Genomic DNA, 13,705 nt, shown 5'->3' with positions numbered 1-13,705 from the left:
TCCGATGTTAAATAATCATACGAACAATGTTTTACCTATAGATATTGATGCTACCGACAAACAGTTATTACGCTTACTACAAACCCAAGCACGTATGAGTATTACCGAGCTTGCCGAGCAGGTGAATTTATCGGCGACCCCTTGCGCGCGCCGTATCAAACGCTTGGAAGAAGCAGGTATTATCACCGGCTACCATACCCAGACCGATGCGCAAAAACTTGGCTATCCTTTAGCCGTTTTTATTGCGATTAGTATGGATCGCCATACTGCAGATCGCTTTGAGCATTTTGAAGAGAAAATTCAAAGTTTCGATGAAGTGGTGAGCTGTAGTATTGTCACCGGTCGCACCGAAGATTATCTAATCAAAGTACGGGTGCGTGATATGGCACATTATGAAGAATTTTTATTACATAGGCTCAATCGCATCGAAGGCGTCGCTCAAGTGCATACCAGTTTTGAGCTACGAGAAGTCTTTAGCCGTAGCGTGGTCTAGTTTGACTGCTTTTGAGCTTGACGCTGAAAAAAGAAGACTAAAACCAATCCCACTAATAAACCGCTCGCTGCGACCAATAAACCCGCGTTAAAATTATCCTGTTTCCCTGCCAGCGCTACCGTGACCAGCGGCCCTATGAACTGCCCTATGGCATAGGCCAAAGTTGCCAGTCCAATCAGCAAATTTGAGTAAGCGGGATTGATATTTTTAATTAAATTTAGCGTCATTGACACCATACCGACAAAGGTTAATCCTAAAATCACCGCATTACCGTACAAGCCAATAGCGCCATCAAACCATAGCGGTAAACACATGCCAAACGCTTGTAATAACGTCAACCCCATCAAGGTTCTGCTTTCGCCAATACGCTTGGCAAGCGCGCCCCAAATAGGGTTCGATAGCATGGCAAAGATACCAACCACCAACCAAATCAGTAGCCCTGCATAGCTTTGTGCTGTCAGGCGCTGCGTTGCCATGACTGGCAAAAAAGTCGCCGACGTAATATAACCAAACCCCGCCAGCACATAACTTGCCGACAGTAATGCAATCGCCTTGCTATGACCAGCGGCCGCTTCATATAACGAACGTTTAAAATTACGATAAGCTTGCGGTACAGATAGGTTTTGATTGTTATGGTTTAATTCGGCAGGCTTCGATTTGAGAGCCTTTTGCTGAAAGGATTGTAAATTAGAGGACGTGGATTGAGATGAGTGTGAAGCGGACGAAATCAAGCTTTGTGGTCTGATAGCATAAAGTAGCCATAATAACGGCAGACTGATAACTCCTGCTACCAGCCAAATAATATCAAAATGATAACCGAGCGTTAATAGCCACCATGTCAAGACGGCAGAGGCACTGATACCGACGCCAATCCCCGCATAGTGCAAAGCTGAGAGCACTGAGCGGCGCTCATTGCTAAAGTTTTGAATAACCAGCGATGAGCTTAAAATCATGGCCACACCGCTGGCGATACCCGATAGTAACCGAATAACATACCAGCTATTTAATGACAGATTTGGCACCACCAATAGCATGGTGGTCACGATGCTGACGGCTGTCCATGTTATGAGCATTTGCCATGTCAAACGCTGGGGCACAAACATCGCAATCAGCGCCCCAATAAAATAACCACTATAATTGACCGAAGCCAGCCAACCTGCAATGACCGTCGATAACGATAATTGCGTCATGATATCAGGTAAGGTGGCGGTAAATAAAAAGCGCCCAAACCCCATCACTACTGCCAGACAATACAACCCTATGCAAGCAATCGCCGTTTGATGGGTAATAATAGTAGCAGCACGGCTTTTAAGAGCAGTCATCATGACAGAGCCATTTTGTGGCAAAACGCCCACAATCCTTTGTGTTAAAAAAAGCCATACCTAACCAATTAAAAATAGAAAAACGTCTCAATACAACACTTACTGCTATCACGTGCTTACTACTAAGAAATATTGCGAATTGGATTGCTTGCTTGTTCAGCTGCTTTTGTCTGCCCTAGCATTTGCACGCGCTGATCGCTAAACATATCCATGTCAGGGGCAAGCGTGCGCATAAAGCGATCAAAATAGAGCATTTGCTTGGTCAATAAGGCAAAGTCACGTGGGAAATGAATACCATGACGCTTGCCGACCTCAACAATCTCTAGCATCATTTTATTGAGCTCATCAGCTTGCTCTTTACTATTAAAAGGCACACCGCTGGTAAAGGCTTTGTCTTCTGCCATGATGGTTTTCATCATACGCTGCAAATCATTGCCCAATGCCGCGACGTCAACCTGATTGCCGCCATGAGTCATTTCCATATCAACCATATGGCGCGCCATTGCTTGATAATCACTGTCTTGCATTGCTTGCATCATACCCATACAGGCGCGCCAGCTTTCCGCTTTTAATTTACCAACGATACCGAAGTCTAAGAAACCAATACGCCCATCGGTTAATAGCATCAAGTTACCCGCGTGCAAATCTGCATGGAAACTATTACACAGCATCAAACTGGCAAACCAAGTATTAAGGGTATCTGCCATCACTTGCGCCGGATCATTACAATACTGACGCATGGCGGCTTCATCTACCATAGAAACGCCGTATAAGCGGCTCATAGTCAGCACGCGCTTGGTGGTCAGCTCCTCATAGACAGTTGGCGCAACGACGCGTGTATTTCCTGATATCGCTAAAAACTGCTGAAAATCACGGATATTTTGCGCCTCAGCAATAAAATCGGTTTCGGCAAGCATCCGCAGACGAATCTCATCGATGATTGGCGCAATACTGGCAAAGCGCATCGAAGGCATTAGTAGCTCAACCAACTTGGTCATAGCGTGCAAGACGCCCAAATCGGTTTGCATAATCGTTTCAACGCCTGGTTTTTGTACCTTTAGCACTACTTCATCGCCATTATGTAAACGCGCGGCATGCACTTGGGCAATAGACGCTGAAGCGAGTGGTTTTTCGTCAATATAAGCAAAAATCTCTTCAAGCGACAGGCCAGCGGCGGCCAGCTCTTCTTTTAATACCTGTTCAATATAGGCATAGGATAAGGGCGTCGTTTGATCTAAACAGCTTTGAAACGCCTCTACATATTCGCGCGGAAATAATGACGGCGTACTGGCGATAAACTGCCCGATTTTAATATAAGTCGTGCCCAATTGCTCAAAGGTTTCTTTTAACAGCATCGCATCGGGTTTTTCACCCTTTGCCACTCTCAGTGCTGACAAACCAGCAACGCTTGCGGTTTGGCGCACACGATTAACGACATTAAAGGTATGCTTTAATAAATGCGGACGATGAATTTTCATAAAAAAACAACTATGGTAATAAAAAGGAGGTTATGAGGATAGGAAGAGTTAAAAAGCTTGAGCAACTTGCTAATGTTTGGCACAAATCGGACAATGCACATCTTTGCGATAGCCCATCAGTCGTTGCTGCATCTGGCTACCATCCCATATTAACAGCTTATTTGTCAGTGGATTTTTGGTTAATCCTAGATATTGTAGCGCTGCATTGGCTTGCAAGTTACCCATAATAGCGGGCGTAGTGGCGAGTACCCCTGAATTGGCACAAGTACGTTCATCCGCTGCTGCATCGACTGTTACCGAACCAAAGACGCAATGATAGCAGCCGGTATTTAAGTGCGGCTCATATAGTGCCAATTGTCCTTGCGTGGCTATCGCTGAAGCGGATAATAACGGAATCTGGTAACGCACACTAATGCGGTTGATGATATCGCGAGTGGCAAAATTATCCGTGCAGTCTAAAAGTAAGTCAGGCTTACCAGATGCCATCTCAAGCAGCTCATAAGCATTGTCTTCACTCAATCTGGCCACGGTCCCACGCGCCCTAACCAAAGGGTTAATTTTGTTCAGCATATGAGCCGCTGTCAGCGCCTTAGGTTTGCCAATATCTTCAGGTAAAAATAGCGTTTGCCGTTGTAGATTACTGGCTTCAATCACATCATCATCAATCAGCTGCACTTGCCCAAGCCCTGCCCGCACTAACATCTCAGAAGCAGGACAACCGAGACCGCCTGCGCCAATCATCACGACTCGCGAGGCTTTTAAACGTAGCTGCGCATCGATATCCCAGCCATCAAGTAATATCTGCCGCGCATAACGCAGCAGCTCTGCATCTGTTAGCTGTCCTGTTTCTTTGGAGTGCGTCATACTTTCTACCACTATTTTTCACCACAAGTTATAAGCAAAATATCCATTATTAAAAACCTATTCTTAAAGACTCACCTTTAAAAACGTACTCTTAAAAACCAATTATAACAGCTGACCTAAAGTCACCCTGTCATTACCGCCAAAGTCCTGCACAGTATGAACAGACTCAAAACGATTGTCCAAAAATAGCTGACGAACTTTCGCACCTTGATCAAAACCATGCTCAATTGCTAAAAGCCCACCTTTACGTAAGTGTTGCGGCGCCTGCTTAACAATATGCGCTATATCGGCAAGTCCATGATTGGGGGCGCTTAAGGCGCTAATCGGCTCGGCGACCAGTCTTGCTAAATGCTCATCTTCTTCATCAATATAAGGCGGATTAGACACAATCACATCAAATAATGGCTCATCCTGAGCAGACAGCACTTCATACCAACTGCTTTGGATAAACTTAATATCAGCAGCAACCTCATTTACCATTGCATTATGCCTAGCGACTTTTAACGCTTCTAGCGATAAATCAACGGCAACCACTTGCCATTTCTCAGCCTTATTGTTTGGCTGACGCTTATCTAACTCATGCGCGAGGCTAATCGCTATACAGCCAGAGCCAGTGCCCAAATCTAAGAGGCGATTTGGTTTATTATTGCCATCGGCACTTTTTGGTTGAGAGTTTATCCAAGCTAATACTTGTTCGATCAATACTTCAGTATCGGGCCTCGGTATCAATGTATGCTCATTGACTTTAAAATTCAGCGACCAAAATTCTTGCTGTCCCGTTAAATACGCCAAGGGCGTGCCCTGCTGCATCTTAGTCACACCCGCATGAAATTGCGTAAGCTCGCTATCGGTCAGTTGATAGTTTTCATCCGTGATTAAAAAAGAGCTTGGCTGCTCAATGACAAACAACAACCAATCAGTGAGCCAAAACGAGGGCAAATGACTGCTTGCAGCTGCATTCGTCAATTGCTGAATTTTTTGTTTTATTTGCCCAATGGTAGCTGCTTTCATAGATAACTCGTAAAATTACTGTTTACTAAATAAGCCTGTTGAACTGGCTATATGTCATGCATTAACTACTCTGAAGCGCGGGGCGGCTCTTTGGTATCCGTTAGGTTTGGATTGGCTTTGGTTAACTTATCGCCAATACCGCTGCCGCCTTCACCATCGCTATCGCTATCGCCATAAATATCGTCGTTATCACCAATAACGATATATTTATCAACAAAGTAAATCAGCGCTAAAATTGGAATACCAATCGCAAAGGTAAAAATAAAGAAGAACGGATAGCCCATACTATCAACGATAGAGCCCGAATAGCCACCCATGACTTTAGGTATCAAAGTCATCAATGAAGAAAAAATAGCGTATTGTACCGCGGTAAAACGTATAGAGGTCAATGCCGATAAGAAAGCAATAAATACGGCGCTGGCAAGACCAGCGGCTAAATTATCAAATATCACCGCCATATACATGATCGGCAAGCTGCCAGGGTTGTAAGTCAGCACCACAAATAATAAATTGGTCGCACAAGCGAGAATAGCGCCAATCATCATGGCGTGCATGATACGAAAACGCTGCGCCAACAGCCCACCTAAGAAACCACCAGCAATCGCCATAATGACGCCAACCAGTTTGACCGCATTGGCAATATCGGTTTTACTAAAGCCCATGTCTTGATAAAAGACGTTTGATATCACCCCTGCCACGATGTCTGAGATACGGTACAAACCAATCAAGGCCAATAACAATAACGCCTTTTTACCATAGCGTCTAAAGAAATCTAAGATAGGCTCAATCCAGGTTGCCATCGCAATTTCTTTTTTCACCAGACCGACTTTTACCAAGGCATAACCCGCTGCCAGCGCTACGGCTAAGCTTGTTAGCAAATGCAGCGTCTCACTGATAAAGCTGACAAACACGCCTTCAAACTCAGGCAATCCTTGTCCTATCAAAACATAGGCGGCGATAAATGCGACGACGGCAAACACAAACAATAAAACCAATCTGACATAGTCTTCGCGGGTTTCAGCCACTAATGGCGCTTTATTAATAATTTTAGGTTGATTAATCATAAAATAAAGCAGCAGCAATGGCGCACAAGCAACCAATGCTAAAAAGTAGAACTTAATGCTCGGCATGGCTATCAGCGGTATCAGCGCAATGCTACTATCAAAAACTTTATTAATCAGAATATTGACAAGATATATAGCGCTAAACAACAACGCCGGTATTAATAGTAACGCTGAGTAAATTAAGAAAACTTTGAGGTTGTTTCTTTGTTTATTATTTTGCAAAATCTCAGCGGTTGGCTCATAACTGGCAAAGGTAGTCAATATACCTAAAGTCATCACTCCGGCCATAATATAATAGGTATTGCGCCACGCTTCATAACTATAAAAGCTTTCCGTTGAACCAAAATAATCTGCTAAATACAGCGCGCCTGCCCCAGCCACAATCATACCAATGCGGTAACCTGACACATAAATAGAGGATAAAATAGACTGCATCGATGGCGGTGCCAGCTCAATGCGGTAAGCATCAATGACGATATCTTGGGTGGCAGAAGAAAAGCCCAGCAAAACCGCCGCACCCGCCATATAAACCAATACGTCTTCGCTAACAGGATTGACTGTCGCCATCAAAAAGATAGCCAATACAATCAGCAGCTGCGATACCACCATCCAGCTACGGCGGCGACCCAACCATTTGGTCAAAAAAGGCACCGGCAGCGCGTCGATTAATGGCGCCCAAATAAACTTAAATGAGTATCCCAATGCTGCCCAGCTGAACATGGTGACGACACCGCGGTCAATGCCTGCTTCTCTTAACCATAACGACAGACTGGAAAAAATAAGTAAAATAGGAATACCGGCCGAAAACCCTAAAAACAACATGATAATAACGCGCGAATCTAGATAAGCCTTGGCGGCTTCTGCCCATGATTTTTCGGCAATCGGTTGTTCAGGCGTTACAGGTTGGACAGCAGACATAATCACTCACCAAAAATTGAGATAAAAAACACAACTGCGCACAATTTTTATCAATCATTTCTCAGTAATACGGATAAAAAGGATCGATAAAAATTGCTCAGCGTTGCACAAAAACCATCGTTAGCACAAAATTGAATTATGGTACTTGAGAACGCTAACCTTGACTAGATGTTTTTGCATTAACTTAATAACCATAGCATTTGGCAACACCATTTATTTCAATACGGTAACGTCGTGTATCAGTAGCTCACCTAAACATTAAAACAATCTTTCTCTCGTTGTCTATTGCTTCAAACATCTATTGTCAATTTAAGAAAAATAAATTACTCTATATTCCAAATTAGTATAAATTCATAGCCATTTATTATATACGAGAATAATAACTTTGATTTACACTAGCGACTTATTGAATACTTGTAGTTTTTTACTTTTATATACAGACGAGGTTTGTATATTTATATATAGGGTTAAATGATGGCAATCGACGTAGTGGTCAATCAGCGGCATCTACAAATCCAGCTCAAACAGTTGGAAACAGTGTGGCATACGGTAATCAATGGCTATAATTTGAGTCAAGCAGCTACCGTGCTGCATACCAGCCAATCGAGTCTATCAAAGCATATCGCGGCACTTGAGAACCAGCTTAAAACCGAAGTGTTCGTGCGCCAAGGCAAACGCCTGACAGGGCTGACGACCATGGGCACGGCACTCATGCCGCATATCGAATCTATCTTTGCTGAAATCCGGACCATCGAAAACCTCAGTTTGGATTTTAATAATCCCAATATTGGCACACTGACCATTGCGACCACGCACACGCAAGCGCGTTATGTATTGCCAAAAGTGGTCAAAGAATTTAAAGATCGTTTTCCCAAGGTCAATTTAATTCTGCAACAAGCAGATCCCGAGACCATCGCCCAGATGGTTATTCGTGGGCAGGCGGATATTGGCATTGCAACCGAATCTTTGTTGCACAATGATTATCTACGCTGCTACCGTTATTACGACTGGACGCATCGGGTTATTGTACCGAGCGACCATGAGCTGGCGGGTTTAGAATCGATTGATTTACCAACCCTTGCCAGCTACCCGATTGTGACTTATCACGGCGGCTTTACGGGACGCGGCGCGATTGATAAAACCTTTAGCGATGCAGGCCTTGAGCCTGATATCGTACTCGCCGCCCTTGATGCCGATGTGATTAGCACTTATGTTGGATTAGGATTGGGTATTGGTATTATCGCTGAAATGGCATTTGAGCCAAGCCATTATCATAATTTAACCGCCATTCCTGTCGATCATTTTGGGCGTTTTACCAGTTGGATGGCGGTACGTGATGATGCAGAAATCCGTCAATACGGACGCGCCTTTATGGAGCTATGCCAAAAGCAATTTAGTCAGTAGTTATTAACTGAGCCAGTAGCTTTTTAAGGAGTAGCTTTTTAAAACTCAGCGCTTAAGCAATTCGTAATAACTTCAAGCACTTAGCTTAATCATCGTTTTTCTCATAAATACAAACGGCACCGTTCTCAATAGATAGCGGTGCTTTTTTGCTCTTATATACGGCGCAAATTATTATGATTTGTTACTATCTTAAGTGCTGACCTTTATATTCTCTATAACTGCCCCATCATATGAGCTATTGAATCATCAGCCTGCTTTTCATTCCTGATATTTAAAAACTAACTATAAAAACGTCGTTACAAGGCGACAACTTAAAAATAGGTGAATCATGAGCAACACAATTCCATTATCATTTTTAGATTTAGCACCCGTACCCGAAGGCAAAACCATCGCTGAAGGCATTGCCCAAACCGTTGCTATCGCGCAGCAAGCAGAAAAATCTGGTTTCAACCGCTATTGGATGGCCGAGCATCACAATATGCCGGGTATCGCTAGTGCAGCGACATCGGTGCTATTATCGCACATCGGTAGCCAAACCAAGCGCATACGCATCGGGGCTGGTGGCGTCATGCTGCCCAATCATGCACCGCTTATCATCGCTGAGCAGTTTGGTACCTTACAGGCGTTATACGGTGACCGTGTCGATTTAGGTTTAGGCCGCGCGCCAGGTACCGATGGTGCAACATTTCAGGCGCTGCGCCGTCAAATGCAAGATGCTGATCGTTTCCCGCAAGACGTCCAAGAGCTCATGTATTTCTTAGGTGATGGCACCGATGACAGTCCTGTGCAGTCATTCCCAGGGGCGAAATCAAACATTCCTATTTGGATATTGGGCTCGTCACTTTTTGGTGCCACTCTAGCGGCGCATTTAGGCCTACCATACGTTTTTGCCTCGCATTTTGCGCCGCAGATGATGACACAAGCGATTAATGCCTATCGCGAACAGTTTAAACCATCGGCGCATCTAGATAAGCCTTATGTGATGCTGGCGGCTAACCTGCTACTGGCTGACGACGACGCAACTGCTCATTATCACTTTACTTCAGCACAGCAAAGCTTTGTCCGCTTGCGCCGCGGTGAGCGTGGACAAATGCCAATGCCAACTCATGATATGGATAACATCTGGAGCCCGGCGGAAAAAATGATGGTAGACAACGCTTTATCGGTGTCATTTGTTGGTTCTGTCGAAACGGTCAAACCAAAACTGGCAGAATTTATCGCAAAGTATCAACCAGATGAGCTGATTGTCACTGCCAACGTTTACGATCAAGCAGCGCGTCTGCGTTCACTTGAACTTACATCTGAGTTAAACTTGTTTACTTTACAATAACTTGCGCCGCTTGCATAATTATTGATAAACCTTAAGGAGATTATGGTCATGGAACCTTCTGCCTTTATCGGCTCATCAATATTTTTATACATCGTCGCTTTTATTGTGGTCTTGATTATTGGCGGTTATTTGACGTATCGTGTTAGCCCTAAACGCAAACATCGCCGCGTGAATAAGCATGATAAAGACAATATGAGATAACGACAATAAATGTTAAAAGTCCCCTTTTCCAATTGAAAAAGGGGACTTTTTTATAACGACTGTTTTTATTTTTATTAAAAGCGAAAGCATTTCTCATATACCTAGCATTATTATCGGTGCTATATCCACCCTAATCCGCGTAATATCGCCGCGCCAATCGCCATACCAAACATTGCCACCACGGTGGTAAATGCTAAAATATTGGCCGCCAATATATCATTACCGCCCATGGCTTTCGCCATCACATAACTGGCCGCCGCCGTCGGTGACGCCACCATCAAAAATAACACACCCATATGCACGCCTGATAAGCCAAAACCCAATCCGACTGCAATAGCGATTATAGGCGCAATCACAATACGTCCAATACTGGCTTGCATAGACAGGCCAGATGGATGCAACATCGACTTTAAATCGATACTTGCACCCGCGCAAATCAGTGCCAACGGCAATGCCACCGCTGCCAATAAGTCGCCAGTCGTATGAATAACCCCGCTAATAGGCGGTAACGGCAGGGCTTTATAAGCAAAAGCTGCGACCAAGGCGATAATTAACGGATTGGTAAACAGTTTTTTGACAATCATTATGCTGCGACTGATCCACGTATCGTCCGCGCTTTTAGACACCCGGCTTAAGGTAATGACCGCTAAGATATTAAATAATATCGTCACTACCCCCATATAGACGGCACCAATACTTAAACCCTGCTCGCCGTAGGCATTAGCGACGGTTGCCAGACCGATAATCGCCATATTACTGCGAAAGATACCTTGTACAAACACCCCTTGGTCGGCAGGCTTATCGACAAAAGCCTTGGCATAAATTTCTGCGCCTATAAACAAAATAAAGGTCACGACAATACCAGCAATGATTAAAGTCATTTGTTTGGCATAATCGACCTCACTATCAACCACGCTAAAAAACAGTAAGCACGGCAAACAGTAATTAAAGACAAAGCTGGATGCTTGATCGATAAAAGCTTGGCTTGCCTCGCCGCGCCTTTGCATAAAAAAACCCAACCCCATCAAAACAAGGTTGGGCAATACGATGGTAATGGCAAAAATAATAGCAGCGGTCATAAATAAGCTCAGGTTATGAATATATCCAAAGCTATATTGTTAAATAAACAGCAATGGTGAGTAGGTATTTTAAAATGGGTTAGCTTGGATAACGGAAAGCTATTTTATTATAGTGTATATAACGCCGCTATTGCTGATTTGAATACGAGGGTGTGTTCTCAATTCAATCGATGTATATCTAAATGGGCTAAAAATGGTTAAATTTTTAAAATGAAAACACGCCCTAATCAGACTTTTTCACCCACTTGCCATCCGAGTTTTTCTCATAACTGTTTTCGACAGCGGCCCATGCGGTAGCAAACCAGCGTGATTCATCGTCATATTGTTTACTGGCGCTATTGAATGCGGCCAAAAAGATTTCTTGCGCATGCTTTGGCAGATTATCTTTTACCGAATCGGGTAATTCAGACAATTTATCGTAAGGCATAGATTTTCTCCTTGTTATTCACTTTTAATTATTTTTAAAGCTTTCTATTTTTTAAACCAGCACGTCTTAAATTATCAAGTTTTACATCGGCAAACTGTTTTGAAATTGTTAAGGTATTTACCATAAAAAAGCCCATAACGCTTTGTCATTACGGGCTTCTTTTATAATCATAGGTTAAAGCTTCAAGATTTGCTAAACCATTATTATGAGTTTAACGCCGCTTGGGCTTTCTTTTGTTTTTTGACGGTCATCGCCAATAGCTGAATGGCAGCAGGCGTGACTCCGCTGATACGTCCCGCTTGGGCAAGCGTGGCAGGACGAATTTGCGCCAGCTTTTGCACAATCTCATTGGACAATCCTGACACCACACTATAGTCAAAATCCATTGGCAAGGCAGTATTTTCCAAACGCTTCATCTGATCGATATCTTCTTGCTGACGGTCAATGTAGCCGGCGTATTTAACAGAAATCTCAATCTGCTCACCGACTTGGCTATCAACCTCAGAACCAGTAATCGCCGCGATATCCGTAAAATGTATTTGCGGACGTTTTAATAAATCATACGCAGTCGATTCTTTAGACAGCACCTCGCCTGTCTGCGCCGTGACTTGCTGACCTAAAGCATTAACAGGGGTTGCCCAAATGTCTTTAAGGCGCGAGGTTTCGGTAGCAATGGCTTCCATTTTTTCTTGATAGGCTTGCCAGCGCACATCATCTACCAAGCCAAGCTTGCGACCAGTCTCAGTCAAACGCTGATCAGCATTGTCTTCACGCAGTAGCAAACGATATTCGGCGCGGCTGGTAAACATACGATATGGCTCAGTGGTACCATGCGTAATCAAGTCATCGACCAGTACGCCAAGATACGCTTCATCGCGGCGCGGCGTCCAAATATCAAATTCACTATTTTCACAGGTGACCAATGCCGCATTGGTGCCGGCTAATAAACCTTGTACGCCCGCTTCTTCGTAACCGGTCGTACCATTGATTTGACCAGCAAAGTACAAACGATCGATTGATTTGGTCTCAAGCGTTGGTTTTAGGTTTTGTGGATCAAAATAATCGTACTCAATCGCATAGCCTGGACGCGTGATGTGTGCGTTCTCAAGACCTTTCATACTATGGATAAAGTCTAATTGCACATCAAACGGCAAGCTGGTTGAGATACCGTTTGGATATAGCTCATGTGTGGTCAAACCTTCTGGCTCAATAAAGATTTGATGACTGTCTTTATCGGCAAAACGGTGAATCTTGTCTTCAATTGATGGACAATAACGCGGCCCTACGCCTTCGATTTTGCCCGAAAACATCGGTGAGCGGTCTAGGTTTTCACGGATAATGTCATGGGTACGCGCATTGGTATGAGTGATATAGCAATTGACCTGTTCAGGATGCATGGACACATCGCCCATATAGCTCATCACCGGCAGCGGTGTATCGCCTGGCTGTACCGTCATGACACTAAAGTCAACGCTACGCGCATCAATACGTGCTGGCGTCCCGGTCTTCAAGCGACCAACGGGTAATTTCAATTCGCGTAAACGATCTGCAAGCTTGATAGAAGGCTGATCGCCTGCGCGTCCCCCTTTTGAATTCTCCAAACCAATATGAATGACACCGCCTAAAAACGTTCCTGAAGTCAGCACCACAGTTTGGGTGTTAAAAATAATCCCCGTTGCCGTCACAACAGCGGTCGCGCGACCATTTTCGACTAAGATATCATCTGCTGCTTGTTGGAATATATCAAGGTTTGGCTGATTCTCTAACGTATGACGAATAGCGGCTTTATAAAGGATGCGATCCGCTTGCGCACGCGTAGCACGCACGGCAGCACCTTTACGGCTATTTAACACCCGAAATTGGATGCCAGATTTGTCCGTCGCTAATGCCATCGCGCCGCCAAGCGCATCAATCTCACGTACCAAATGCGACTTACCAATACCACCAATCGCAGGGTTACAGCTCATCTGCCCTAGCGTCTCGATGTTATGCGTTAAAAGTAAAGTTTGCGCCCCCATACGTGCGGCCGCCAGAGCAGCTTCTGTGCCAGCATGACCGCCGCCGATCACTACCACGTCGTAATTTTTTGGGTATTGCATGTATGCCTCACTTGA

The 13,705-nt window shown here is 44.3% G+C and carries 12 protein-coding genes; 4 read left to right on the top strand and 8 right to left on the bottom strand.

The window, feature by feature from the left end:
• Positions 1–4 precede the first annotated feature (4 nt).
• Positions 5–493: an Lrp/AsnC family transcriptional regulator gene (locus A7325_RS12715; protein ID WP_068408697.1), complete on the top strand. Its 489-nt coding sequence runs from the start codon at positions 5–7 to the stop codon at positions 491–493.
• Here A7325_RS12715 and A7325_RS12710 read toward each other — a convergent pair.
• From A7325_RS12710 to A7325_RS12690, 5 genes are all read right to left on the bottom strand, one after another.
• A complete protein-coding gene (locus tag A7325_RS12710) occupies positions 490–1,818 on the bottom strand; it encodes a YbfB/YjiJ family MFS transporter (RefSeq protein ID WP_068408765.1) in 1,329 nt (442 codons plus the stop codon). The two genes, A7325_RS12715 and A7325_RS12710, sit on opposite strands and share 4 nt — an antisense overlap.
• Positions 1,819–1,937: 119 nt before the next feature.
• A complete protein-coding gene (locus A7325_RS12705) occupies positions 1,938–3,293 on the bottom strand; it encodes an ABC1 kinase family protein (RefSeq protein WP_068408695.1) in 1,356 nt (451 codons plus the stop codon).
• A 69-nt stretch (positions 3,294–3,362) separates the two neighbouring features.
• Positions 3,363–4,157, bottom strand: a complete 795-nt coding sequence (locus A7325_RS12700) for a HesA/MoeB/ThiF family protein (RefSeq protein ID WP_068408693.1) — start codon at positions 4,155–4,157, stop codon at positions 3,363–3,365.
• Positions 4,158–4,259: 102 nt separating this feature from the next.
• On the bottom strand, positions 4,260–5,168 hold the full coding sequence (gene prmC, locus A7325_RS12695; RefSeq protein WP_068408692.1) for a peptide chain release factor N(5)-glutamine methyltransferase: 909 nt from the start codon (positions 5,166–5,168) through the stop codon (positions 4,260–4,262).
• Between the two features lie 65 nt (positions 5,169–5,233).
• Positions 5,234–7,150 (bottom strand): AmpG family muropeptide MFS transporter, encoded by a 1,917-nt coding sequence (locus A7325_RS12690; protein ID WP_068408690.1) that lies wholly within the window; start codon positions 7,148–7,150, stop codon positions 5,234–5,236.
• A 474-nt stretch (positions 7,151–7,624) separates the two neighbouring features.
• On the opposite strand from A7325_RS12690, the gene A7325_RS12685 reads away from it, so the two are divergent.
• The 3 genes from A7325_RS12685 (at position 7,625) to A7325_RS13815 (ending at position 10,085) form a co-directional block, all read left to right on the top strand.
• Entirely contained in the window at positions 7,625–8,554 is a 930-nt protein-coding gene (locus tag A7325_RS12685; RefSeq protein WP_068408688.1) for a LysR substrate-binding domain-containing protein, read from the top strand.
• A 328-nt stretch (positions 8,555–8,882) separates the two neighbouring features.
• Positions 8,883–9,884, top strand: a complete 1,002-nt coding sequence (locus tag A7325_RS12680) for an LLM class flavin-dependent oxidoreductase (protein WP_068408687.1) — start codon at positions 8,883–8,885, stop codon at positions 9,882–9,884.
• A 48-nt stretch (positions 9,885–9,932) separates the two neighbouring features.
• Positions 9,933–10,085, top strand: coding sequence for a hypothetical protein (locus A7325_RS13815; protein WP_156508559.1), 153 nt, complete (start codon positions 9,933–9,935; stop codon positions 10,083–10,085).
• 119 nt (positions 10,086–10,204) lie between these two features.
• Here A7325_RS13815 and A7325_RS12675 read toward each other — a convergent pair whose 3' ends face one another.
• The 3 genes from A7325_RS12675 to mnmG all read right to left on the bottom strand — a co-directional run bounded on the left by A7325_RS12675 (position 10,205) and on the right by mnmG (position 13,690).
• Positions 10,205–11,164 (bottom strand): AEC family transporter, encoded by a 960-nt coding sequence (locus A7325_RS12675; RefSeq protein ID WP_068408685.1) that lies wholly within the window; start codon positions 11,162–11,164, stop codon positions 10,205–10,207.
• Between the two features lie 223 nt (positions 11,165–11,387).
• Positions 11,388–11,591 carry a ChaB family protein gene (locus A7325_RS12670; RefSeq protein WP_068408683.1) on the bottom strand — a complete coding sequence of 68 codons (204 nt, stop codon included), beginning with the start codon at positions 11,589–11,591 and terminating at the stop codon, positions 11,388–11,390.
• A gap of 203 nt (positions 11,592–11,794) precedes the next feature.
• Entirely contained in the window at positions 11,795–13,690 is a 1,896-nt protein-coding gene (gene mnmG, locus A7325_RS12665; RefSeq protein ID WP_068408681.1) for a tRNA uridine-5-carboxymethylaminomethyl(34) synthesis enzyme MnmG, read from the bottom strand.
• Positions 13,691–13,705: the final 15 nt, after the last annotated feature.

It is taken from the genome of Psychrobacter sp. SHUES1 (assembly GCF_001652315.1).
GTDB lineage: Bacteria > Pseudomonadota > Gammaproteobacteria > Pseudomonadales > Moraxellaceae > Psychrobacter > Psychrobacter faecalis.
Note: the sequence above shows the minus strand (reverse complement) of the source record. Positions and strands in the feature narration are given on the sequence as shown.